Below are 23,292 nucleotides of genomic sequence, written 5' to 3' on the forward strand. Positions count from 1 at the left end.
TATGAAATACAAAAACATTGTAAAGGCAAAATTTATATCGAGGCCCAACCGATTTATAGCCCAGGTTGATATTAAAGGACATGAGACTACTGTACATGTGAAAAACACTGGTAGGTGCAAGGAACTGTTGCTGCCAGGGGCCACAGTCTATCTTGAAAAGTCTGATAATCCCTCACGAAAGACCTTGTATGACCTGGTGGCAGTAGAAGCGGAAGTGGGGCTTGTAAACATTGACTCTCAGGCACCTAATGCAGTGGTGAATGAGTGGCTAGCCACACAGGACTATGACCTTGTAATTCCGGAATACAAATATGGAAACTCTAGAATCGATTTTTATATGGAGCGTGGGGCTGATAAATTTCTGATGGAAGTGAAGGGCTGTACTTTAATAAAGGATGGCATCGGCTATTTTCCAGATGCTCCTACAGAGCGAGGGGTAAAGCATCTTAGGGAACTTACCGCTGCAACTCGGCTTGGCTACAAAGCAATCATAGCCTTTGTAATTCAAGTGGAGGGGGTAAACGAAGTGCGCCCAAATGTAGACACTCATCCTGAATTTGGAGTAGCTCTTGCAGAGGCTAAAGCAGCCGGGGTAGAGGTGCTGTTCCTACAGTGCCAGGTAAAAGAGGATGAGCTTGTGATTATATAAATTTTATTAGATTAAGAGGACAGGATTGACAAATCCGTAGTTGCGGATTATTATTTAACTAAGCAATGGCATATGCTGTTGCTTAGTTTTTGTATATTGAATCCGCACTTGCGGATTGAGGGCGCAGATATGAGCATAAATGATAGAATATTTGAAAAGATAAATGAAAAGGGATTTACACAAAAAGAGTTTTCAAAGTTGTCAGGAATTCCTGAGAGCACAGTTAGTGATTGGAAGCGTCACGGTAAAGTTCCAAGCTCTGACAAGCTTTTAAAAATCAGTCGGACTCTTGGAATCAGCCTCTATGAGCTTTTAATGGATGAAGATGAGCTGGAAACATCTGGAAGTCTAGAAGTTGAACAGCTTCTTACTGATGATGAACAGAACATAATTGAAATCTATAGAGCAGTATCTGCTCCTAGCAAAAAAGCAATAATCTCCTATTTTGAAAAGCTTAGCAACATGTTGGAGGATGGAGAAAATCATACTCAAAGAAAAAGCAATAAGCTTTCAAAAAAGCAAGAATGCTTTGAAACAGACGCTGAATTATTGCAAAAGAAGATGTTAACTCGAAAGCTTCGTAAGCTTGCTAGGCTGGACAGAGTTAAGTTGGATGAATCAGAACATGATTCTAAGCTTAATTTACATCTCTTCAAATACTTAGACTATGTAGGAGTAGAAAAGCTGGATTATATTAAGGATTATCTCTCGCACATTCAGCCCTTCATGCTCACAGAAATAAGGTCACAGGAAAAGTTTGATAATGCTATTTGTGTATTGGATGGAGGTTACAGGATATCAGTCTACATAAAGGTTGATGCCACCAAAGGTGAGGAAGTCATTGTATCCTTCCATGAGAATAACAAAGGTGGGATAGCTAGAGCTAGCAAGAGGGCAAAGAACCTGACTAAGGTATATGTGTTTGCGGATAATATTGGCTCTCATCTGATTGGAAGTGATTCATATACTATAGACCTTTTTATTACCAGAGGAATCAAGACTTTCCCTATAAGCACCATAGCTCAGAAGTATGATGATGAGGGATTTTTGGTCAGCTTGGCAGAGCTTGAAAGGGAAATATGCAATGTAGCCAATCAGTATTTGGAGGATATATACACAACGGACCTAGACTTTTCGGAAGTGGATCGATTCTCTAGCATGTACGAGCTTTCATTTACATCCTTTGGACAGGATTGCTTATCAAATATATCTTTGCTCATAGATAGCTCACTTATTCAGCAGACAACATTAGGAAGGCAGATTGCGGATGCAGCAATTGTGATATATTGTAATTCATTGGGAATAACAGAGGCAGATAAGAAAGAATTGTTAGATACTCTTAAAGCCAGATTTGCTGTTAATTCATCTAGGGCAATCCCATTAATCCTTCAACGTATAGAAATGAATCTTATTGCAGAGGAAATATAATAATAAAATTATGGACACAACAAAGGAAACAAAACAAGACAAAAGAATATACACACTTAGTCAAGAGGCACCTGCCAAAGCAGTAGTAAAGCTGGGCGTGCCTCTTATTATGGGCATGATGATAATGGTGCTTTACAACTTAGTTGATACATATTTCATCGGCCTGATGCATGATGATTACCAGTTGGCAGCTGTGAACTTAGCATATCCTACAATGATGATTTCGATTGCCATCTCAAACATGGTTGGCACAGGTGCAGCTTCTCTGATAGCGCGAAGCTTTGGCGCAGGTAATAAGGAGAAAGCTTGCCACACACTTACGGTTGGATTCACTCTCACAGTTTTAAACAGTTTGTTGGTCACCGTGATTGGTATCGCATTGCTTCCACAGATTGTTACCGGACTTGGAGCAAAGGCAAACACCTTTGAATATACCAGCCAGTACACCTTTATTATCTTGCTTGGAAGCATTTTTACCATGGGAAATTATACCTTTGGTCAGCTTCTTAGAGCTGAAGGTTCTGCAAAGTATTCCATCATTGGGATGGTTTTAGGAACCGTGGTAAACATCATCTTAGATCCAGTTTTCATCTTTGTTTTAGGCATGGAAATTCGAGGCGCTGCAATAGCCACAATCCTTGGAAACGCTGCTGGAATGGTGGCATCTATCTTGCTTTATGCTTCAGGAAAATCACTTTTGAAGCCTAGTGCAAAGTACATACTTCCAACAAAAGAAATACTTAGAGAAATCTTTTGGGTAGGCGTGCCTGCCACCCTTGAAACACTGTTGACTTCAGTGGCTTATATCATAAACAACAACCTGGCTGTAGGCTATGGTGAGCTTACAGTTGCAGCAATGGGCGTGGCCCAGAAGATACTCTCTCTTGGAAATTATATTTATCAGGGCTTTGCTGCTGGAACACAGCCTCTTATGGGGTACAACTATGGTGCAAAGAACTATAAACGAATGCTTAGCATCTTAAAATCAGGCGTGATGGTTGTAAGCTCTGTGGAGCTTTGCGTCATGGCTATTTTCGGAATCTTTGCTCCAAATCTCATCAGCCTATTCACCCAGTCACCAGATGTTATCGCAACTGGTGCAAAGGTCCTTAGAACCATCATGTGTATCCTTCCTTTTGTTGGTGCAATCTCCATGAGCCGCACCTCCTTCCAGGCCATGGGTAAGCCTCAATTCGCATTTACGATAACAGCTGTTCGACAGCTGTTCCTTTACATGCCAATGCTTTGGCTGTTGAATCATTTATTTGGATTCAATGGCATGATCTGGGCCCAGCCTGTAACAGAGGTTATTATGATGGTGGTTTCAGTGACCTTGTTGTATAAGGTTATTTCGTGGTTTGAAAGAAAGGTGTAGCTGGCCATGAGAAGCAAGATGAAATTAGGTGTTGCATCCTATGAAAAGAAGTATGGATTGTAATACAAAGATGAGAGGTTCATTTTATGAAAAAAGAATAGGTTATGTTGTTAAAAAAATGGTTTTAACATTTTATAAAAAATAGAATAAGTTATGTTGTTAGAAAAAATGGTGGCAATATTTTATGAAAAATAAATTAGAGTTTGCTGTAAAAAAAGTAAGTGTTGTGACGTTTCTGTATTTTGTTGTTTTTTTGATGATGGCTGTTATTTGCCATTTTGCTGGATGGAGATTGCGGGCCTGGTTTGTGCAGATGTCAGTAATATTCATGGGCGTAGCATTTTTTATAGGAATAATAATGAGTTTGCTCAAAAGTGCATCGTCCATAAAGTATATATTTGTAGTTTTATTTTGTTTTGCAGCATTTATTATAGGCGGCATATTTTTGTTTTTTATGCGTGTGTCATTGGGCGAGGAAGCAGTAGTGACTCGTGATGGTAAAAAATATGTTGCCGCAAGAACTGAGCTGATGGGTGTAACTGTAAAATATTATGAATATAAGAATTTCCTTGTGTCAGGAAATGTTGTACGTATAAAAGAGTTTTATGATTTCACTGCTGATGAATACAATGATAATCCTGTGACGACTTATTATGATGAAGAGGGATAGAGAGAAAACTGAATAAGTAGATGCTTTCTAGAAAGTAAAACCATAGGTCATTTTACTACCTGTAGAGAAAATCTGTTTATTAGGTAGTAAATTGCTTGAGCATTTTACTACCTGTGGAGAGAATTTGTTTCTAGGAAGTAAGATCACTGGTTCTTTTACTATCTGTGGAGGAATTCTGCTTTCAGGTAGTAAAACCATTGGTCATATTACTGCCTGTGGAAAGATTTTGTTTCTAGGAAGTAAAATGCTTGGGCTTTTTACTGCCTGTAGAGAGAATCTGTTTTTAGGAAGTAAAATCACTGGTTCTTTTACTGCCTGTGGAGAGAATTTGTTTCTGGGCAGTAAAATCATGCTCCTTTTTACTACTTGCTACAAGAATCTGCTCCCAGGTAGTAATAGCTCCACCCATGCTAGATATGCTCTGGATGATAAATTGTCATCCAGAGCTTTTTGTTGCTTTACAAGGATTAATAAACTATAATTCAGCATAATATAATTAAAGATTCTTGTTGGCAATTCCTTGTTCTTCCAGCAAGAAGTCATAGGTTTTTGATTTTCATCAGAAAATCAAGAACCGGAGATGGACCAATATTTTCTGAAAGAAAATGTTGCTCTACAAAGCAGAGTTCTTGTGGGCTTTTTCCTTAAGTAGCACACAAGAAGTCATAGATTATGATTTCCCACAGAAAAACAAATAGAAATTGATGGATAAAAACTTAACTGATTGTTTAGAATATTATCCATAAAAATAATAATGAAACAGGAGAATAATGATGGAAAAGAAAAGTTCAAAGAAAATAGTAATTGGTGCGGTAGTATTAGCGGTTTTAATTGCGGTATTCGCATTATGCTACAACAAGTTTGCTGCAAAGGGCACTGCTGGTGACAAGGCAATTGTTATCGAGGTAGTGGATTCGAATGGTGACAGCAAAGAGTATGATGTAAACACTGATGCTGAGTATTTGAAGGATGCCATGGATGAGTTGGCTGAAAGCGACAGCAGTTTTTCATTTAGTGGTGAAGACGGCGATTATGGTCTCATGGTTCAGGTAATCAACGATGAGCAGGCTATTTTTGAAAAGGATGGTGCTTACTGGGCACTTTATGTAAATGGTGAGTACGGTCAGTATGGTGTGACTGAGCAGCCTGTAGTTGATGGTGATACCTACACTTGGACTTATGAAGCAGCTCAATAAAATGAACAACAAGCCCTGCTTTGAAGCTAGAGATATAGCTATGGCAGGGCTTATGATTGCAGTAATTGAAGTTTGCAAGGCGGCACTTAGTTTCTTGCCTAATATCGAGCTGACTACCTTCTGGTTGATTATGTTCACACTTTATTTTGGTAGGAAGGTGATGGCGGTAGTTCCAGCCTTCATTTTGGTGGAGGGCATTGTTTATGGAATGAATACCTGGTGGATAATGTATCTTTATATCTGGCCTCTACTGGTATTGCTAACATGGTTGTTTAGGAAAGAAGATTCAGCCCTGTTCTGGGCAATCTTTTCTGGAATATTTGGACTTTGCTTTGGAATGCTTTGCTCCATCACGTACTTCTTTATAGGATTTAGTTCTGGTGGAATAGCAGCAGGCTTCAACACAGCTTTTCCATGGTGGATTTCTGGAATAATGTGGGATATGGTGCATTGTGTTGGAAACTTTGTGTTTATGCTAGTGCTTTATATTCCAATTAAAAATGTGATGAAGAGATTTAGTTATTGAGGTGACTTCAGTGAAGAAAAATGGACAAGTAAAAGTTGGCAACACAGATATGTATTATGCAGCCTTTGGAGAGGGCGAGAAAATCCTAGTTGTTTTACCTGGATTGTCTGATGGCTTGTGGACTGTGAAGGGAAAAGCTTGGCTTTTAGCTGGCAGCTACAAGCATTTTTTCAAAGACTATACGGTGTACATGTTTAGCAGAAAGAATGATCTTCCTGACAATTATTCCATCAAGGAAATGGCGGATGATCAAGCTGAGGCCATGAAGAACCTTGGAATAACCAAAGCCATAGTTTTGGGCGTATCTCAAGGAGGAATGATATCCCAATACTTGGCTGCAAACCATTCTAAGTTGGTTGAAAAATTGATTCTTGTGGTGACAGCACCCTATGCTAACGAAACCATCAAGACCGTTGTGTCAAAATGGATTGATATGACAAGCACTTCCACTCACACGGAGCTTATGCTTGATACTGCAGAAAAGGTATACACAAAAGCATTTAATGAAAAGAATAAGAAATATCTTCCAGCTCTTGCTAGATTCACAAAACCTGCAACCTACGATAGATTTCTTAAAAACGCATATGCGATATTGGAGTTTGATGCAAGAGAAGAGTTATCAAAGATTAAATGTCCAACCTACATCATGGCAGGAAACTGTGACAACACAGTAGGCAATGATGCACCTTATGAATTGAAGGCTGGCATTGCTAACAGTGAGATGCTAATCTTTGAAGGACTGGGCCATGGATTATTTGAAGAAGATAAAAGCTTCTATGATAAGGTTTTAGAATATTGTAATAGATAAATGATGGGGCTGCCGGTGCAGCCCCATTTTTTTAAAGATTATTATTAATCATATAGAAGTTCATTTTATAAAGATAAACTTATTTTTCACTACTTATAGAGTTACTCTGTTTCAGTGGCGAAAAGTCTATCAGCATCTGCACTCTGTTATAATAATTGGACTCGGCTCCGCTGTGATCAATTTCTGCCCAGGCAATAATGCCTTTATCTGCCAGCTCTCGACCAACGCGAGTGTAGATTCCTTTGCCGCAGGTTTGTAAAGGCATGCATCCAAAGCTTTGAACCGCCATAACCTTTGGGCAATCCTCCAGCAAGTGCCCTGCGCATTCCGCACCAATGAGCCAGCCATCCCCGATGTTATATTCCATGCTGATATATGGACGAACCTGCTCTTTCAGAGAAAGGAAATCATCCATAGAATAGAAACCATTTGCACGTATGGCGTCTATCATTGCTTTTTGAAGGTGATTGAAAAACTTTTGAGCCAGTTTATAGGCTGGTCTTAGTACAGACTTTTCCGTAAGTAGATGTGTATCAACATAGTACATGAGATACCAAGAAACGCCATTGGTATGTGATTCGCATCCTTGTTCTTCTAGATAATCAATCAAATTCCAATTTCCAAGATGGCTGTATTTATGAAAGATTTCTCCAACGATTCCAATGCGTTGTTTTCTTTTTTCGTTTAGAGAAATCTGGGCGAAGTCATCAGAAATTTCTTTGAATCTTCTTTTGATAGCTCTTATTGAAAGGTGTTTCCCGCAGCGCAAATCCTCTGACAAAACTGATAGCCAGTAATGGTATTTTTCTTGTGTTTGACCATGTGTGATTTCATTAGGACGCAAGTGATGCAAAAGTAGCATCAAGATGTCGCCATAATATATGGACACCAGTCCGCGCCAGGCCATAGCGGGTGAAACATTTATGGTCTCGCTTTTCTCTATTCCACGCACATTAATATTTACGACTGGAACCTGCTCAAAGCCAGCTTTCTTTAAGGCTCGCTTTATGGTTGTGATGTAGTTGGATCCTCGGCATGCATCTCCTGCGGTGGCCATCAAAACCCTGGTTTTGCTTAAATCATATTTACCAGATTGCAAAGCATCTATTATCTGTCCAGAGTTGCATATTGCCGGATAGCACATATCATTGTTTACATATTTAAGGCCAACATTAATAATGCCATCTTCATTATCCAAAATGATTGGATGATATTCCTTTGAGCAAAAGGCATACTTCATCAATGGAAAATGAAAATCCAGCATAGATGGTATCAGCAAAATATATTTTTCATTGTTATTAGTCTCATCAATTTTGTACATACTAGTTATCTTTGTTTTAAGCCATACCATTTTTGTCCAGGCTTGTTATCATTGTCTTTAGTTCTACCAGTATAGAACATTCTATTGTTGAATGAATTAGCCTTGCTTAAAAACAGCACCATTCCAGCGTTCTTTGTTCAGGACATATCTTAGGCTAAAATCTTCATCCATAATAAATTTATGATTGCTAATATCAATAGTACCAAATAGTATCTTCTTTTTTAACATAAATTCAATTTCATTTGTCACTGTATCACGGTCGCGTCTGACAGCTTTGCTGTATTCGACAAAAGTATACTCAGGATGATTAACCATTAATGGACCATATTCCTGCAGACACTCAGCAGCCTTTGTGGTTCCTCTTGCTTTGAACACCAGAAGAAACCCAATAAACCATAAAGGGATTGTGACAATAAATACTCTAATGTCTGGCTCGCATACGGCTATTGTGGATGCCATCATTAAAATGATAAAGGCAAGCAGCTTCTCCCAGAAAGCTAGCTCTATTGAAATATATGCTTTAAGGTTTTTTTTACGATTTTGCTTATTCAACATACTTTTCAATCCTTGCTGCAGATAATTCAGCAGCTCCTTTGTTATCTTTATAATGCTTAATATCTGAATGCTTAATTCTTATCTCATATGTGCATCGAGGGCATGCTAATTTGTATTTGATACTTACAGGGAAAATGGGAATGAAAAATAGAGTGAAGTATTCTGAATACTTGATTATCCTGTGCTTGGTCTTGTAGCAACAATTCATGCATTGCTCTTCATGCGCTATTGTCAAAATCACATCATTATATTTTTTGAAACCTTTGATTATGAACATATGTAGAGTGCTCCTTATGTAAATCTCCCTTAATCAATAGGAGCAAGTGTATCAACCAAAGCGGTGGCTGTCAATAAAGATACCGACTTATGACAAAAAACGCTTTGTTTTGGCAAGAAAATCCATTTTGTGGATTGAATTTACTACCTAGAAACAAAAACTCTGTACAGGTAGTAAAAAGAGCAGATATTTTACTACCTGGAAACAAAATCTTTCTACAGATAGTAAAAATAGCCAGCAAATTACTACCTAGAAAAAGAATCTTTCTACAGGTAGTAAAAAGAGCAGGCAAATTACTACCCAGAAACAGAATCTCTCTGCAGGTAGTAAAAATAGCCAGCAAATTACTACCCAGAAACAGAATCTCTCTGCAGGTAGTAAAAAGAGCAGACATTTTACTACCTAGAAAAAGAATCTCTTTATAGGTAGTAAAATCCCAGCAAGAGAATCCAAAAACCAACTCCAACAAAACAACTTCAACAAAACAACCTCAACAAACTAACCTCAATAAATCAACTCCCGCAAGCCAACCTCAGTAAACCAACATCCCCACCCTCCACAAACCCCAGTTTATTCACATTGTTATGCTATCATGAAATCCATAGATTGGAGATTGAGCTATGGAAGATAAAGGAAAGCTTATCGCAATTGGATTGCTGGTGGTGTTTTTTATAATTGCACTCACAGCTATTCTGATGAACACATCTAATCGAAAGGAAGTTACTGAGCCTACAGCGCTGGTAACAATGATTACATAATCGAACATTAGTTTGACATTAAGGGGCTATAGGTGTATCATCATAGTACATTTAGCAGGAGGTATTATGATGGTTGAAAGAACTTATATAGCCATAGATTTAAAGAGTTTTTATGCTTCCTGCGAGCTTAATGATATGGGGCGTGACCCTCTCACCACGAATCTAGTGGTGGCTGATCCTTCCCGCACAGAAAAGACTATTTGTCTGGCGGTGAGCCCATCCTTGAAGGCCTACGGTATCTCTGGTAGAGCCAGGCTTTTCGAGGTAGTGCAAAGGGTGAAGGAGGTCAATGCCGAGCGTTTCAGTAGGGCCAAAGCTCTTGGCCTTCTTCCAAAAGATCCCGAGACAGGTGAATATCATTTTGTAGGTCAGTCCGCAGATGCTGGTGAGCTTGAAAAGAATCCGGCGCTGGAGCTTGCCTATATTACTGCGCCTCCTAGGATGAAGCGCTATGAGGAAACCTCCACTCAGGTTTTTTCTATCTATCTTCGCTATGTTTCTGAAGAGGATGTTCATGTATATTCCATCGATGAATGTTTTATCGATGTCACAGCTTATCTGAATACTTATTCCTGCACAGCTCACGAGCTGGCCATGACCATGATTAAAAACGTATATGCGGAGACTGGAATCACCGCCACTGCCGGCATCGGCACCAACATGTATTTGGCAAAGGTGGCCATGGATATTGTTGCAAAGCATGTGCCTGCCGATGAGGATGGAGTTCGTATTGCAGAGTTGAATGAGCAAACCTATAGAGAACTTCTTTGGTGTCACCAGCCCCTCACAGATTTTTGGAGAGTAGGCGGTGGAATCACAAGACGTCTGGCTCGCCTTGGCATCTTCACCATGGGAGATATTGCCAGAATCAGCGTCACCAACGAGGATATTCTTTATCACGCCCTGGGTATCAATGCTGAGTTACTTATAGACCATGCCTGGGGGTGGGAGCCAACAGAGATTTCCACCATCAAAAGCTACCGGCCTCAGACTAACAGCTTGTCCAGCGGTCAGGTTCTGATGGAGCCATACACCGCGGAGAAGGCACGGCTCATTGTAAAGGAAATGACAGAGCTTCTGGTGCTAGACCTTGTTCGGAAGGATTTGGTCACCAAGAAAGTGGAGCTTACCATTGGCTATGACAGAACCAGCCTGGAATATGGCTACAAGGGCAGAGGTCTTAGCGACTCCACTTTCAAGATACAGGGCACAAACAAGCTTTACAAAGGAAAGGTGACTCTTGATCATTACGGCAGGCCTCTTCCTTATCATGCTCACGGCACAGGAAATCTTGATAGCTGGACCAGCTCCACTCAGCAGATTTCTCAGGTGATGGTGGAGCTTTACGACAGGATAATCGACCCAGAGCTTCTGATTCGCAGGGTTAACGTGGTGGCTTGCAATCTCATTCCAAGGGACAAAATCCCAGAAGAGCTTCCATATCAGATGGATTTGTTCACGGACTACGAAGCTTTGGAAAAGGAAAAAGAGGCAAAGAGGGCAGCGGAAGAAAAGGAGCACAAGCTTCAAAAGGCCACACTTTCTATCATTGATAAATTTGGAAAAAATGCAGTATTAAAGGGAATGAATCTTGAGGAAGGCGCCATGACCATGAAAAGAAATAAGCAGGTGGGCGGCCACTCGTCAGGGGAGGAATAGAAATATAGGGGCAATCGCCCGCACTGCTGACAAATCAGATATTGGAGGAATAGATTTGGCTAAGGGAATTACAGGAAAAGAAAAGGATCCTAGAATTGTTTACGGTGACATAATAGATTTGCCTCATCATCAGTCTACCAAGCATCCTCATATGAGCTTGTATGACAGGGCGGCTCAGTTTGCGCCTTTCGCAGCTCTTACCGGATACGAAGAGATGATTAGCGAGGAAGCCAGAAGAACAAATGAGATTCCAGATTATGAGTAGACTCAAGGGAAAAGAAGAATAGAATCAGACAATGAATAGATACACCAGAAAATAAGAATCAAATCAGACTAGAAGTAGGGGGGGGACTATGACAGTATACGACAGATTACTACAAGCAAAGGATGACAAGTACAAAGAATTTCAGGCGAAGCTTGTTCCGAACATCCCAGCGGAAACCATTATTGGGGTGCGCACTCCAGACATGAGAAATATTGCAAAGGATGTTTTCAAAAGCGGAGACTATAAGGAGTTTTTACAGCAGCTTCCTCACAAATATTATGAAGAAAACTTGGTGCATTTTTTTATCATATCTCTAATAAAGGATTTTGATGAATGCGTGCAGCTGGTGGAGGCGTTTCTTCCTTATGTGGATTGCTGGCCAGTGTCAGATCAGGCTACACCAAAGTCCTTCAAGAAAAATCACGAAAAGCTTCTTCCTTATATAAAAAAGTGGATTGCGTCTGACCATGTGTACACAGCTCGATTTGGCATGCGTATTCTGATGAACGAATTCCTTGGGGAGGATTTCAAGGAAGAATACTTAGAGCTTGTGGCATCAAAAACAGGAGAGGACTATTACCTGAAGATGATGGTTGCCTGGTATTTTGCAACAGCCTTGGCCAAGCAATATGATGCCAGTGTAAAATTCATTGAGCAGCATCGCTTGGAGGATTGGACCCACAAAAAGGCCATCCAAAAAGCCGTGGAAAGCTACAGAGTCACTGAGGAGCACAAAGAATATTTAAAGAGCTTTAGATAAAGGGGCCAAACTTGGTCCCTTAAATTATGCTTAAACACTTTAACTTGCTAAAGCGTTATGCTACAATATTGAAATGATACAAAAGTCGTGCTAGGTGAAGGCTTTTATGTTAGGAGGATTACAATGAAAAAAAAGGTATTATCGATATTATTAGGAATGGCAATGCTTGCAGCTTCTATCACAGGTTGTGGTAAGGGCGCAGCTTCAGATTCAGGTGATGCTTCAGATTCATCAAAGAAGGAATTCAAGGTAGGTATTATTCAGTACGTGGATGATGCTTCTTTGAACCAGATTGTTGATAATCTTGAAAAGCAGCTTGATACAATCGCAGAGGAGAAGGGTGTCACCTTCAACTATAAGGATTACTATTGCAACGGTCAGGCAGATTCAACCACAATCAACCAGATGGTGGCAGAGCTTATAAATGATGAGGTGGATGTTTTAGTTCCAATCGCAACACCTACAGCTATGATTTGTCAGGCAGCTACAGAGGATAATCAGATTCCTGTTGTTTTTGCAGCAGTATCTGATCCAGAGGGCGCAGGTCTTGTGGCTTCAAACGATGCACCTGGTGCAAATGTTACAGGTACTTCAGACGCTCTCAACACAGCAGCGATTCTTGATTTAATGCTTGAGCAGGATAGAGACCTTACAAAGGTTGGTCTTTTATATGATAAGTCACAGGATGCTTCTACAACTCCTATCAAGGAAGCAAAGGAATATCTTGAAAAGGCTGGCATCGAGGTTATTGAAAAGACAGGAACAAAGAACGACGAAGTAATGCTTGCAGCTGATGCTCTTTGTGCAGAGAAGGTTGATGCAGTGTTCACACCAACTGACAACACAATCATGACAGCTGAGCTTGGTATCTATGAGAAGTTCATCGAGGCTGGAATCCCTCATTACTGTGGTGCTGATTCTTTTGCTCTTAACGGTGCATACCTTGGCTACGGAGTAAATTACGCTACACTTGGTGTTGAGACAGCCAACATGGTTGCTGAGATTTTAGTAGATGGCAAGGAGCCAGCTACACTTGCAGTTAAGACTCTTGACAATGGTACAGCCACAGTCAACACTGAGACTGCAGCAGCTCTTGATTTGGATTATGAAAAGCTTCGCGATATGTGCGATGGATTCGTGGAGATTCAGACATCAAAGGAGTTCGAATAAAAAGGGGTTTATTGAGTTATGTCGTCAATTTTTACAGTTTCGATTTTTCAAAGTGCTTTAGAACTAGGGTGTATATACGCCCTAGTTGCTTTAGCACTTTTTATTTCATTCACAATACTAAATATCGCAGATTTAACAACTGATGGTTGTTTCACTTTGGGCTGTGCCGTTGGTGCAATGGTGACTCTCGCAGGTCATCCATTCTTGGCACTTTTTGCAGCTATCATTTCTGGAGCAATGGCAGGTTTTGTTACAGCTTTTCTTCAGACAAAGCTTGGTGTGGAATCCATCTTGGCAGGTATCATTGTCAACACAGGTTTGTACACCATCAACATCGCCGTAATGGGATTTTCATCCCTTACAAATCTTTTTGGATGCGATACACTTTTCTCTCTTGGAAAAGCGGGATTCGTATATACGATATTTGGAGATTGGTTTAAGGTGGTTATTGTTGCGTTAATCGTCATTGTTATCGCCCTGCTTTTGTGGTGGTTCCTTGGCACCACTCTTGGTATGTCAATTCGCGCTACAGGCGACAATGCAGAAATGGTAAAGTCATCATCTATCAATCCAACATTTACAATCACAGTTGGCCTTTGCTTGGCAAACTCACTTACAGGTCTTTCAGGTGCGCTTATAGCCCAGTATCAGAAGTCTGCTGATATCAATATTGGTACAGGTATGGTGACAATTTCACTGGCTTCTCTTATCATCGGCCAGTCTCTTATTGGAAATAAAGGAAGCACTCTTCGCAGAATCTTTGGAACAATCTTAGGCTCTGTTCTCTACAGATTCATCGTTGCAATTGCCCTTCGACTTTCCGTTCCTGCTGAGGCGTTGAAGTTGGTTTCAGCTATTATCGTTGCAGTTGCAATTGCTATGCCTTATGTCCGTAGAAAGACTGCCCTCAAGAGACGAGAGTTTGCAAACTACAGAGGAAACCGTAGCAAGGAGGTGAAGGGAAATGCTTAAGCTTGATAATATTTCTAAGACCTTCAATCCAGGAACGGTTAATGAAAAGGCGGCACTTACACATCTTAATTTGGAATTAAAGGACGGAGACTTTGCCACTATCGTTGGTTCAAACGGTGCAGGAAAGTCTACCATGTTCAATGCCATTGCAGGCACCTTCATTGTTGATGAGGGAAATATATATCTGGATGGAGAGGACATCACTTTCAAGAAAGAACACGTGAGAAGCAAGGTGATTGGTCATCTCTTCCAAGATCCACTGAAAGGTACAGCTCCAAACATGACCATCGAGGAGAACATGGCTCTTGCTTATCTTCGAGCATCACATCGTTCAAGCCAGCTTTTCTCTCGAATCAGCAACAAGGATAAGGCTCGCTTTAGAGAACAGCTTTCTCTTCTTGGTATGGGACTTGAGGATAGAATGAAGCAGCCAGTTGGTCTTTTGTCAGGTGGTCAGCGCCAGGCCCTGACCCTTTTGATGGCGACATTTGTTACACCAAAGCTTCTGCTTTTGGATGAGCACACTGCAGCCTTGGACCCAGCTACAGCAGAAAAGGTTCTTGAGCTTACAAAGAGCATTGTGGCAGAGCGAGGAATCACTTGTCTGATGGTTACCCACAATATGCATCAGGCACTTGAGGTGGGCAATCGTACTCTTATGATGAACGCAGGTACAATTGTGTTTGACACCGAAGGTGAAGAGCGTTCGACTCTTACTGTCAACGACCTCCTTGAAAAGTTCAAGGTGGGAGCAGGAGAAGAGTTTGATAACGATAGAGTGCTTTTATCCTAGCAATCCTAGTTACAATTCACAGTAAAAAGGTTTAAAATTATATCTTGTTTAGTATAATTTAGTGCTTTAACTTACTAAAGCGATATGCTAAAATGATGCTTAATTGCAATGCACTGAGGCAATTGTGTATCGGGAGGCCACAGGCCTAAGACAAAATATAACGACGAGGACAATATATTATGAAGAAGGTAGTTAAATTTGGCGGCAGCTCATTAGCAGATGCCAAGCAATTCAAGAAGGTTGGCGATATCATCAGAGCTGATGAAAATCGAGTATTTGTAGTTCCATCTGCGCCAGGTAAGAGAAACAGCAAGGATACAAAGGTTACTGATATGCTTATTCGTACCTTTGAGGATGCTAGTGCAGGTAAGGATGTTACTGAAAATCTTAAGGCTATTAAGGCTCGTTACGACGAGATTATTACTGGCTTGAATCTTGATTTTTCATTAGACAAGGATTTCGAGGAAATCGCTGCAGAGATTAAGTCTGATTTATCTTTGGATTATCTTGCCAGCCGTGGAGAGTACCTCAACGGAAAGATTATGGCAAACTACTTGGGTTATGATTTCATTGATGCAAAGGATGTTATCTTCTTCAATGAGGAGGGACACCTCAATTCTTACAAGACAGAGAAGACTATGGCTAAGGCTCTTGAAGAGCATCCAAAGGCAGTTATTCCAGGCTTCTATGGCTGTGGTAAGGACGGAAAGGTAAGGACCTTCTCACGTGGTGGTTCTGATGTGACTGGCTCAATCGTTGCTGGTGCAGCAAAGGTTGATGTTTATGAGAACTGGACAGATGTTTCTGGCTTCTTGATTTGTGATCCACGTATCGTAAAGGATCCAGTTGGCATGCAGACAATCACTTACCGTGAGCTTCGCGAGCTTTCATACATGGGTGCATCTGTTCTTCACGAGGATGCAATTTTCCCAGTTCGTTCAGCTGGTATTCCTATCAATATTAAAAACACAAACAAGCCTGAGGATGACGGCACATGGATTGTTGAATCTACAGGCCAGAGAAACGAATATGTTATCACAGGTATCGCTGGTAAGAAGGGCTTCTGTACAGTGCTTATCACAAAGTCGCTTATGAACTCAGAGGTTGGTTTCTGTCGAAAGGCACTTCAGGCCTTCGAGGACAACGGAATCTGTATCGAGCACATGCCATCAGGTATCGACACCATGACAGTTGTTGTTCATGAAGATGAGTTCATCAATAAGGAGCAGGCAGTTGTTTCTGCTATTCACAGAAATTGTGCTCCAGATTCAATTGAGATTGAGTCTGATTTGGCTCTCATCGCCGTTGTTGGTCGTGGTATGAAGAATACACGCGGTACTGCTGGTCGTATCTTCTCAGCCCTTAGCCATGCACATGTAAATGTTCGTATGATTGACCAGGGTTCTTCAGAGTTGAATATTATCATCGGTGTTCAGAACGAAGATTTCGAGGCAGCTGTAAAGGCTATCTATGATATCTTTGTAATGACAAAGCTTTAAAAAACGCCATATTTATATGTAGATTAAGTGTCGTGGTTGATGCCATGACACTTTTTTAATGTTTATCGATAAAAAGTTGTTGACAAAGATAAAAACTGGTGATATTATCTATTTAACGATAAACATTAAATAATTAATGATAAACATCAGAGGAGGTAAAATTATGAAGGCATCAAAACTTAGAAACATCACAGCAGTACTTGCAAAGGTTATGGAGATTATTTTATGGGTAGCAGTTGTTTTTGTAACAATCGGCGCGATTGCAATATTTGCTCTCAGAGACAAGGTTTCAGAAGAATACTTTGAAACAAACAGTTTTACAGCAACTAATTTTAATGGACTAGATTTTGAACTTAATGCAAGCAATTTTGCACCAGCAATGGTTGGGATTCTCGTTTCAGCAGCAATACTTGCAGTGCTTATGGCATTTATGTTCAGATATGTAAATCAGATTTTTAACAAGACCAACACATCGTCACCTTTCGCAGATGCAAATGTTGTTCTTGTAAAGAGAATTGGCTATATCGCAATTGCAATTCCAGTAGTTAAACTTATTGCCAATATTATCCTTGGTTTCATCGCAGATAATCTTTCCTTGGGCTTTGAGTTTAGCGAGGTACTTTTCGGATTAATCGTACTTTGCTTGTCACAGTATTTTGCATATGGTGCAACTCTTGAAAAAGATGTAGACGGATTATTATAAGGAGGTGTATTTGAATGGGCAAAATTTATCTTGAACTGGATATTATGATGGCCAAGCGCCACATGTCACTTAATGACTTGGCAGATAGTGTGGGAATTTCAAATGTTAATCTTTCCAAAATTAAGAACAACAAAGTAAATGCAATCAGATTCACTACCCTTGCAGGTATTTGCAGATCCCTTGAATGCGAACCTGGAGACATACTCAAGTATGACCCAAATGCAGAAGGGGAAGATGATGGTGAAGACAATTAGAAAATTGCATTAGTTGAAAAGAGCTGGCGTGTGTGCCAGCTCTTTTTGGTGTTTGCTAGCGCAAATGGCACATTTATCAACTATAAAATGAAATATGTGCTTTTGTAGGCTTCTGATTGATAAAAAATATTCAGTGATAGGCTAGTTTATCAATTCCACTATGAAGTTATGGGATTTGCAAAGAGGTGATTGATAAAATAGCGCTAAAATAGACTATTTGAGGTTGGCTAATAGCTAAATTTATCAAAGGATAACGAATATATAGGCTTTATCAGCACCAAAATTGATAAAAACAAAAGTGGCCTACACCTTCCGGCCTAGACCACTCTGGTTTTATATAGGATTATATAAATTATATAGAATTATATTGGATTATATAGCTTTATATAAATTATATAGAATTATATTGGATTATATAGTATTATATAGATGATAAATTATTATATAGCATGTGATCAGGAGGTAATTATGACAGGAAGAAACCCGTATGTGATTAATTTTGGTAGAATTCCTAATCAGTATATAAGCCGTGATTATTTGATAGATACTATTGTAGAGACACTTGAAAGCGATATCGTAGAAGAACAAGCTTTTAAGCTGACAGGAATTAGAGGAACTGGTAAGACAGTTACACTTACAGCTATTGAGAGAAGAATTCGAGAAAATGATGACTGGATAGTTGTAGGCTTGAAATCAGATGGCGAGATTACAAAAGATTTGGTGGCGGAGCTTTATAGTGCTGTTCCTTTTATTACAAAATTCGTTGATGCAAATCTTAATCTTTCCGCCTTTGGAATCGGGGTTAATATTGATAAGAAGAGCCCTGTTGCAAGTATAGATTTTGCTTTAAAAACTATACTTAAGGAAATAAGCAAAAAGAAAAAAAGAGTTTTGATAACCATAGATGAGGCTAGAAAAACTCCAGAAATGATAAATTTTATACAAACATTTCAGATTCTAATTAGAGAAGATTTGCCTATTTATGTAGTTGTAGCAGGCTTGTATGAAGATATTGAGGCTATTGAAAACACAGATGGTCTTACATTTTTCCTTAGAGCTTCTAAGTTTGAAATGCAACCTTTAAATTTGACTATTGTTCGCTCTGATTATCAGAAGACGCTTGGTGTATCAGAGGACGTTGCTACAGAAATGGCAGTTCTCACTAAGGGATATGCATTTGCTTATCAGGCACTAGGAAAATACATGTGGGACAGCGGAGAAAAGATCCTAACTGAAAAGGTATTAGCATTATTTGATGATGTGTTGGCAGACAAAGTATATAGAAAAATATGGAGTGAATTGGCATCTAAGGATAAGTGGTTTTTACAATTTATAGTTCAGAAGGAAAAAATGACCGCTACAGAACTACTGGAAATAACAAAGGCAAAGCACAATGAATGGTCAATTCCTAGAGCTCGTCTCAGTGAAAAAGGAATTATTGATGTCGAGAATCGCGGAGAGATTCGAGTAAAGCTACCTAGATTTAAAGAGTTTGTAGAAAACCAAGTATTGTTGGGAATGATATAGTAGTAATGATTCGAACATGATGGAAAAAGAAAGAAAACTGTTTGAGGATTCTAGCTTGTGCTAGAATCCTTTTGTTTTCCTTGTCATAAGGGGGGATGTATGTAATAATGTCAACAATGTGTCTAAAATATGACAAAGTCGTAAAAACGAGCATTGATAGCGACCGATAGATCAAAAGGAGAGAATAAGCTACATCATTATGTGGCGTGCACTGGTAATGAAAAAACAAATACAAAGAATGTCCATATTTATAAATAATATGAGCTTGCATAAGGGACTGAAAATATTCTGCTGGACAAACTTCTTAGTAGTTTCGATGCATATAATATCTAGTATTATTCCGTTTATATCCCAAGAGTTAGAGATTTTAATTTATTTATTAAAAATAACAATATTCTGCTGCTTGTATAAGGTGTTTAGTACATACAGGGAAGATGAGTTTTCCTCAATTGCAAATATGATAAAGATAAGCATTATTTGTGATTGCCTTGAACTTTTTATTTATTCGTATGCAACTGATTTTACAAAGCCAATTAGAATAGTACTATACATATCGCTGATTTTAAAAATCTTTGCTGATTATTATATATGCTATAAAGTTTTGGATCATGCCAGTTTGCTTGGCTGGGAAAAACGTAGGACACAGGCAGGGAACTGTGCGTTTGATAAGAAATGTTGGCTATTTATTCATGTGCCGATTATCCTTAATGGAATCTGGCATTTCTTTTTCGGGAGTTTATCTTCTCTAGTTACATTATTACTTCTGTTCTTCGTAAGGAGAATGATTGAGTTTGGTTTTATAGGGGAAGCCGCAGAGGTGCTCGCGGAAGTACCTTTGAAGGATGAAGAGAAAATAAATAAAGTAAGAACATTTTCAAAGAAAAAGAAAATTGGATTAGTAGCAATAGCAGGATGTTTTTCCCTATTTTTTATGCTTTACTACAGCTACGGTGGTGGAGAATATCATATTGAAGATGATGAAGGAAACATTTTAAGTAGCCAGACATCATCTAATTATGCTAGTCAACCGTCAGAGGATGTTTACCAATATTCGCAGTGTAACAGATTGCCTGAATGGACTGGATTCCAATCGAAAAGATATGGGCTTGTAACTGTCAAGAATGGTCATAACACTGGTGCAATATACAAGGACTATCTTGAATTTGATAGTGATAAGCTTGCGTGGGACTACGATGGTCACTTTATCGATATTACAGGAAAAGAAATTTTAAATGTTCCATATATTATAAAAATGCAGAAATCAATGAAACAGAGATTTATTGATTCAACTATTAAAGAATCATGTCAGTTGGAACGTTTCTTATATGAAGATGGGCATCGTTTGTATGATAGTTATGATATTTCTGGACCATTTGTGATAGGCGTATACAAAGATAGTCAATCAGATACATATTTTAAAAATGGTGTTGCAGTATATAATTGTGATTTTTTAAATCGTGGTGGTGTGATAAATGATAAAGGAAAATTTACTATACTACCAAAATATAGATACATTAAGGCCAGTGATGACTATAGAGTATTTGTCGTGGAAAAATCTGACAATCTATACGTCATAAACACTTCAGGAAAACAATTGATGGATGATTGTGATCGCATTGATAATATAGATACTGATAAGGGCTTAATATACTATCGAGCAAAGGATTTGGATAATGAGAATGGGGAAACAAAATATAAGATTATAGACTTTAATGGAAATAAAGTGGAAGGCGAGTATATAAAAAAATCCAGCTGGCCATGGTAGATTTCGATAGAAAAATCCCAAATTAAAAAAAACAAAGGAAAGAATACTGCTAAATGAATATTACTAGAAAGATTGAAGAACTAAAGAAAATGGATACAAAGAAAGCGTTGCTTCTGTTTACCTATGTAAATTTTATAAATGTCATGTTACACATGGCTGGTTTTTACGCAACATATATATCTGTAGGGTTAGAGTATTTTATTTATTATATAAAAATCTCATCTATGCTACTGGTCTACTGGTCAATGCCAAGGGAAGGCCTGTATGTTAATAGACGAATCAAGAACAGCTTTAAAGTGATGATAGGGCTGGATGTGATGGAGGTATGCATATACTTCATGCATGGGTCTGCGACATATTTAAAGGTGGTACTGGCAGCATCATTTATTATTAAGTTTGTATTGGAATATTGCATATATGAAAACCTTGTATATGTTCATTATTCTTTCTATGACAAGATAAGATCAAATGATGGAATAGGAAAATATATAAGCTTTAATACCAAGTGGATTTTAATTTACTTAGCAATAATTGTTACATTCTTTTTAACGTACATTGGACGAAAACCATTTTTATGGATTGTTTTGATGTTTCTTCTTGCGAGTAGGTTGTACTATTCGGTAAAAATTGTTAAGGATTGCTACGACGATATTCGATTTAGAATTATAGAGAGAAGCGGATTTTATAATACTGATGCTAAAGAGAAAGGCATTTATGCAGATAAGATTTTAAATAGTAAGAAGACAAAGTGGACTATTGGTATAGCTGCCATTTTTGTATTGATTATGGCAAACATTTATACCTCATTTGATATTTGCCTTTTAGTGGATTCTGAAGGAAAAAAACTCACTGAACAAACTTCGGCACATGCTTTTTCGTGTAAGACGGATGATGTTTATATTTATACCCTTCGAAATCTATTTCCGGTGTGGACAGGTTTTTATAATGAAAAATATGGAATTGTAAATATAAAGACTGGCGAAAATACTGGGGCTATTTATGATAAATATCCATCCTTTGATGATGTAGGAATAGCATATGATGGTAAAAGACATTTCATCGACTTAAATGGTGATAAGGTATGTAAAATCCCGTGGTTTATTACTAGAAGAATATCTGAAAGACAAAGATTTTTAACGGGATTAGCAGAGGTAATTAATGATGCGTATAGAGATTATTATGATTATAAGGATATAGATTTCCTTGAATATAGAGGTGTTAAATTCGAAAAAGATTTTTATGATGAAAGAACATACCAGAATAGATACTTTGATTCTGAGGTATATGACTCTCTGTATTATTATGATTGCTTTACATATTTTAATTGCAAAGATATATGTGAGTTTGAAACCGATTTAGGGGATATGTATGGCTTAATTAACAAAAAAGGAGAAATAATTGCAGAGCCTCAATATTCTGAAATATATACAGATGCGAATTATGAGGTTAGCGAGTGTCGGGGGAAGCAGTATGATTTGATAGCTGGAGATGGAAAAAAGCTTTGTGCTTGGGGTTCTCTTGGAGGTGATAGAGGTATTGTTTATGCTGATGGACAGATAATTGATTTAGAAGGAAATATTTGGAATTATTATTTTGATGATAAAACAAAAAATCAGAAGTGTCTTAGAATAAGACGGAATGAAAAAATAATTTTTGATTCAACCTTGTATACAGATTATTGCGCAGTATATAGCAAAGATTATAAGCTTATAAATTTAATTGCAAAAAAGAATGATAGTGACTATAGCGTTCTTATTGATTTAAATGGTAAGCAGGTTATTCCAGGAGAATATAATTGGCTTAAGGTATATGACGACGGCTCAGTTGTAGGAGTGACAAAGGATAATACTGTTGTAGCAGCTGATTTGAATGGAAACATGATTGATACGGGATACACGTATAAGAGATATGACGTCATTCGTCAGATTATACATGTGTGTGATGAATCTGGGACTGTTCCTAAATACAATTTAATGAATATAAAGGGCCAAATTTTATGTGAAAAATGGTTTGATGTTAAATTAACATCTGATGATAATTATACGTACTACGGAAAGGATTTGACTGATAATAGCGTAACATGGTTTAGATACTGTCCAGAAACAATGAGCATGAAGGTATTAGGTACAGCAAAAGGATATGCTGATTATGATGATTGGGATTATTGTAGGGTGACTTATCGTGCTGCGCTTAATATTGTAGAGCCAGAGGAAGAACCGGATAAGCTGGCTGAAAAATATAAGTGGATATATCAATATGATAGTTGTGATGCACCTTTTGATCGTTTAGGAACAAATGTATATTGTGTGTCAAAAGAAGATCTTCGTAAAAAATACAATTATTGGCGTTGAAATATTATAGA

Annotated in this window: 25 protein-coding genes; 22 read left to right on the plus strand and 3 right to left on the minus strand. The window is 38.5% G+C overall.

What is annotated here, in order from left to right; genetic code table 11:
• Window position 1: 1 nt before the first annotated feature.
• From sfsA to BLR54_RS09825, 8 genes are all read left to right on the plus strand, one after another.
• Window positions 2-649 (plus strand): DNA/RNA nuclease SfsA, encoded by a 648-nt coding sequence (sfsA, locus tag BLR54_RS09790; protein ID WP_090420315.1) that lies wholly within the window; start codon window positions 2-4, stop codon window positions 647-649.
• Window positions 650-778: 129 nt separating this feature from the next.
• On the plus strand, window positions 779-2,077 hold the full coding sequence (locus BLR54_RS09795; RefSeq protein ID WP_176761915.1) for a helix-turn-helix domain-containing protein: 1,299 nt from the start codon (window positions 779-781) through the stop codon (window positions 2,075-2,077).
• Between the two features lie 10 nt (window positions 2,078-2,087).
• Window positions 2,088-3,452 carry an MATE family efflux transporter gene (locus tag BLR54_RS09800; RefSeq protein ID WP_090420323.1) on the plus strand — a complete coding sequence of 455 codons (1,365 nt, stop codon included), beginning with the start codon at window positions 2,088-2,090 and terminating at the stop codon, window positions 3,450-3,452.
• 184 nt (window positions 3,453-3,636) lie between these two features.
• Entirely contained in the window at window positions 3,637-4,122 is a 486-nt protein-coding gene (locus BLR54_RS09805; RefSeq protein ID WP_090420326.1) for a hypothetical protein, read from the plus strand.
• A 124-nt stretch (window positions 4,123-4,246) separates the two neighbouring features.
• Window positions 4,247-4,603, plus strand: coding sequence for a hypothetical protein (locus BLR54_RS09810; RefSeq protein ID WP_090420329.1), 357 nt, complete (start codon window positions 4,247-4,249; stop codon window positions 4,601-4,603).
• A gap of 292 nt (window positions 4,604-4,895) precedes the next feature.
• Window positions 4,896-5,318: a DUF4430 domain-containing protein gene (locus BLR54_RS09815; protein WP_176761916.1), complete on the plus strand. Its 423-nt coding sequence runs from the start codon at window positions 4,896-4,898 to the stop codon at window positions 5,316-5,318.
• Window positions 5,278-5,844 (plus strand): hypothetical protein, encoded by a 567-nt coding sequence (locus BLR54_RS09820; protein WP_242871235.1) that lies wholly within the window; start codon window positions 5,278-5,280, stop codon window positions 5,842-5,844. The genes BLR54_RS09815 and BLR54_RS09820 overlap by 41 nt, the downstream gene beginning before the upstream one ends.
• Before the next feature lie 10 nt (window positions 5,845-5,854).
• The gene (locus BLR54_RS09825) at window positions 5,855-6,652 is read left to right on the plus strand and encodes an alpha/beta fold hydrolase (RefSeq protein ID WP_090420341.1); all 798 of its coding nucleotides are present in this window, start codon (window positions 5,855-5,857) and stop codon (window positions 6,650-6,652) included.
• Between the two features lie 79 nt (window positions 6,653-6,731).
• Here the strand turns inward: BLR54_RS09825 and BLR54_RS09830 are convergent, their stop codons facing one another.
• The 3 genes from BLR54_RS09830 to BLR54_RS09840 all read right to left on the minus strand — a co-directional run bounded on the left by BLR54_RS09830 (window position 6,732) and on the right by BLR54_RS09840 (window position 8,805).
• A complete protein-coding gene (locus tag BLR54_RS09830; RefSeq protein ID WP_090420345.1) occupies window positions 6,732-7,973 on the minus strand; it encodes a 2-hydroxyacyl-CoA dehydratase in 1,242 nt (413 codons plus the stop codon).
• A gap of 96 nt (window positions 7,974-8,069) precedes the next feature.
• Window positions 8,070-8,528, minus strand: coding sequence for a hypothetical protein (locus tag BLR54_RS09835; RefSeq protein WP_090420349.1), 459 nt, complete (start codon window positions 8,526-8,528; stop codon window positions 8,070-8,072).
• On the minus strand, window positions 8,518-8,805 hold the full coding sequence (locus BLR54_RS09840; protein WP_090420352.1) for a zinc-ribbon domain-containing protein: 288 nt from the start codon (window positions 8,803-8,805) through the stop codon (window positions 8,518-8,520). The genes BLR54_RS09835 and BLR54_RS09840 overlap by 11 nt, the downstream gene beginning before the upstream one ends.
• Before the next feature lie 89 nt (window positions 8,806-8,894).
• Between BLR54_RS09840 and BLR54_RS09845 the strand changes: the two genes are divergently transcribed.
• The 14 genes from BLR54_RS09845 to BLR54_RS09905 all read left to right on the plus strand — a co-directional run bounded on the left by BLR54_RS09845 (window position 8,895) and on the right by BLR54_RS09905 (window position 23,281).
• Window positions 8,895-9,230 carry a hypothetical protein gene (locus BLR54_RS09845; RefSeq protein WP_090420355.1) on the plus strand — a complete coding sequence of 112 codons (336 nt, stop codon included), beginning with the start codon at window positions 8,895-8,897 and terminating at the stop codon, window positions 9,228-9,230.
• 195 nt (window positions 9,231-9,425) lie between these two features.
• Window positions 9,426-9,563, plus strand: coding sequence for a hypothetical protein (locus tag BLR54_RS14960; RefSeq protein ID WP_176761917.1), 138 nt, complete (start codon window positions 9,426-9,428; stop codon window positions 9,561-9,563).
• Window positions 9,564-9,629: 66 nt separating this feature from the next.
• Window positions 9,630-11,222, plus strand: coding sequence for a Y-family DNA polymerase (locus tag BLR54_RS09850; protein ID WP_090420357.1), 1,593 nt, complete (start codon window positions 9,630-9,632; stop codon window positions 11,220-11,222).
• 55 nt (window positions 11,223-11,277) lie between these two features.
• Window positions 11,278-11,487 carry a hypothetical protein gene (locus BLR54_RS09855; protein WP_090420359.1) on the plus strand — a complete coding sequence of 70 codons (210 nt, stop codon included), beginning with the start codon at window positions 11,278-11,280 and terminating at the stop codon, window positions 11,485-11,487.
• A gap of 88 nt (window positions 11,488-11,575) precedes the next feature.
• Window positions 11,576-12,247 carry a DNA alkylation repair protein gene (locus tag BLR54_RS09860; RefSeq protein ID WP_090420361.1) on the plus strand — a complete coding sequence of 224 codons (672 nt, stop codon included), beginning with the start codon at window positions 11,576-11,578 and terminating at the stop codon, window positions 12,245-12,247.
• Window positions 12,248-12,370: 123 nt separating this feature from the next.
• Window positions 12,371-13,417 carry an ABC transporter substrate-binding protein gene (locus tag BLR54_RS09865; protein WP_090420364.1) on the plus strand — a complete coding sequence of 349 codons (1,047 nt, stop codon included), beginning with the start codon at window positions 12,371-12,373 and terminating at the stop codon, window positions 13,415-13,417.
• Between the two features lie 18 nt (window positions 13,418-13,435).
• Complete coding sequence (locus BLR54_RS09870; RefSeq protein ID WP_090420367.1) at window positions 13,436-14,389, plus strand: ABC transporter permease; 954 nt, start codon at window positions 13,436-13,438, stop codon at window positions 14,387-14,389.
• Window positions 14,382-15,182, plus strand: a complete 801-nt coding sequence (locus BLR54_RS09875) for an ABC transporter ATP-binding protein (protein WP_090420371.1) — start codon at window positions 14,382-14,384, stop codon at window positions 15,180-15,182. Before BLR54_RS09870 ends, BLR54_RS09875 begins: the two co-directional genes overlap by 8 nt.
• Window positions 15,183-15,361: 179 nt before the next feature.
• Complete coding sequence (locus BLR54_RS09880) at window positions 15,362-16,681, plus strand: aspartate kinase (protein ID WP_090420374.1); 1,320 nt, start codon at window positions 15,362-15,364, stop codon at window positions 16,679-16,681.
• Between the two features lie 163 nt (window positions 16,682-16,844).
• On the plus strand, window positions 16,845-17,384 hold the full coding sequence (locus BLR54_RS09885) for a DUF2975 domain-containing protein (protein WP_090420376.1): 540 nt from the start codon (window positions 16,845-16,847) through the stop codon (window positions 17,382-17,384).
• Window positions 17,385-17,398: 14 nt separating this feature from the next.
• A complete protein-coding gene (locus BLR54_RS09890; RefSeq protein ID WP_090420377.1) occupies window positions 17,399-17,638 on the plus strand; it encodes a helix-turn-helix domain-containing protein in 240 nt (79 codons plus the stop codon).
• Between the two features lie 468 nt (window positions 17,639-18,106).
• Window positions 18,107-19,165 carry an ATP-binding protein gene (locus BLR54_RS09895; protein WP_090420380.1) on the plus strand — a complete coding sequence of 353 codons (1,059 nt, stop codon included), beginning with the start codon at window positions 18,107-18,109 and terminating at the stop codon, window positions 19,163-19,165.
• A 217-nt stretch (window positions 19,166-19,382) separates the two neighbouring features.
• A complete protein-coding gene (locus BLR54_RS09900) occupies window positions 19,383-20,930 on the plus strand; it encodes a hypothetical protein (protein WP_143008428.1) in 1,548 nt (515 codons plus the stop codon).
• A gap of 53 nt (window positions 20,931-20,983) precedes the next feature.
• A complete protein-coding gene (locus BLR54_RS09905) occupies window positions 20,984-23,281 on the plus strand; it encodes a WG repeat-containing protein (protein ID WP_090420385.1) in 2,298 nt (765 codons plus the stop codon).
• The last annotated feature ends 11 nt before the right edge of the window (window positions 23,282-23,292 follow it).

The sequence above is a fragment of the Pseudobutyrivibrio sp. YE44 genome (assembly GCF_900104335.1).
In the GTDB taxonomy this organism is placed as follows: Bacteria; Bacillota; Clostridia; order Lachnospirales; family Lachnospiraceae; genus Pseudobutyrivibrio.

Excerpts from the sequence above, each read along its gene's own strand:
- sfsA (WP_090420315.1), top strand. The coding sequence starts at position 2 with ATGAAATACAAAAACATTGTAAAGGCAAAATTTATATCGAGGCCCAAC.
- BLR54_RS09795 (WP_176761915.1), top strand. The coding sequence starts at position 779 with ATGAGCATAAATGATAGAATATTTGAAAAGATAAATGAAAAGGGATTT.
- BLR54_RS09800 (WP_090420323.1), top strand. The coding sequence starts at position 2,088 with ATGGACACAACAAAGGAAACAAAACAAGACAAAAGAATATACACACTT.
- BLR54_RS09805 (WP_090420326.1), top strand. The coding sequence starts at position 3,637 with ATGAAAAATAAATTAGAGTTTGCTGTAAAAAAAGTAAGTGTTGTGACG.
- BLR54_RS09815 (WP_176761916.1), top strand. The coding sequence starts at position 4,896 with ATGGAAAAGAAAAGTTCAAAGAAAATAGTAATTGGTGCGGTAGTATTA.
- BLR54_RS09820 (WP_242871235.1), top strand. The coding sequence starts at position 5,278 with ATGGTGATACCTACACTTGGACTTATGAAGCAGCTCAATAAAATGAAC.
- BLR54_RS09830 (WP_090420345.1), bottom strand. The coding sequence starts at position 7,973 with ATGTACAAAATTGATGAGACTAATAACAATGAAAAATATATTTTGCTG.
- BLR54_RS09835 (WP_090420349.1), bottom strand. The coding sequence starts at position 8,528 with ATGTTGAATAAGCAAAATCGTAAAAAAAACCTTAAAGCATATATTTCA.
- BLR54_RS09840 (WP_090420352.1), bottom strand. The coding sequence starts at position 8,805 with ATGTTCATAATCAAAGGTTTCAAAAAATATAATGATGTGATTTTGACA.
- BLR54_RS09845 (WP_090420355.1), top strand. The coding sequence starts at position 8,895 with ATGACAAAAAACGCTTTGTTTTGGCAAGAAAATCCATTTTGTGGATTG.
- BLR54_RS14960 (WP_176761917.1), top strand. The coding sequence starts at position 9,426 with ATGGAAGATAAAGGAAAGCTTATCGCAATTGGATTGCTGGTGGTGTTT.
- BLR54_RS09850 (WP_090420357.1), top strand. The coding sequence starts at position 9,630 with ATGATGGTTGAAAGAACTTATATAGCCATAGATTTAAAGAGTTTTTAT.
- BLR54_RS09860 (WP_090420361.1), top strand. The coding sequence starts at position 11,576 with ATGACAGTATACGACAGATTACTACAAGCAAAGGATGACAAGTACAAA.
- BLR54_RS09865 (WP_090420364.1), top strand. The coding sequence starts at position 12,371 with ATGAAAAAAAAGGTATTATCGATATTATTAGGAATGGCAATGCTTGCA.
- BLR54_RS09870 (WP_090420367.1), top strand. The coding sequence starts at position 13,436 with ATGTCGTCAATTTTTACAGTTTCGATTTTTCAAAGTGCTTTAGAACTA.
- BLR54_RS09875 (WP_090420371.1), top strand. The coding sequence starts at position 14,382 with ATGCTTAAGCTTGATAATATTTCTAAGACCTTCAATCCAGGAACGGTT.
- BLR54_RS09880 (WP_090420374.1), top strand. The coding sequence starts at position 15,362 with ATGAAGAAGGTAGTTAAATTTGGCGGCAGCTCATTAGCAGATGCCAAG.
- BLR54_RS09885 (WP_090420376.1), top strand. The coding sequence starts at position 16,845 with ATGAAGGCATCAAAACTTAGAAACATCACAGCAGTACTTGCAAAGGTT.
- BLR54_RS09890 (WP_090420377.1), top strand. The coding sequence starts at position 17,399 with ATGGGCAAAATTTATCTTGAACTGGATATTATGATGGCCAAGCGCCAC.
- BLR54_RS09895 (WP_090420380.1), top strand. The coding sequence starts at position 18,107 with ATGACAGGAAGAAACCCGTATGTGATTAATTTTGGTAGAATTCCTAAT.
- BLR54_RS09900 (WP_143008428.1), top strand. The coding sequence starts at position 19,383 with ATGAAAAAACAAATACAAAGAATGTCCATATTTATAAATAATATGAGC.
- BLR54_RS09905 (WP_090420385.1), top strand. The coding sequence starts at position 20,984 with ATGAATATTACTAGAAAGATTGAAGAACTAAAGAAAATGGATACAAAG.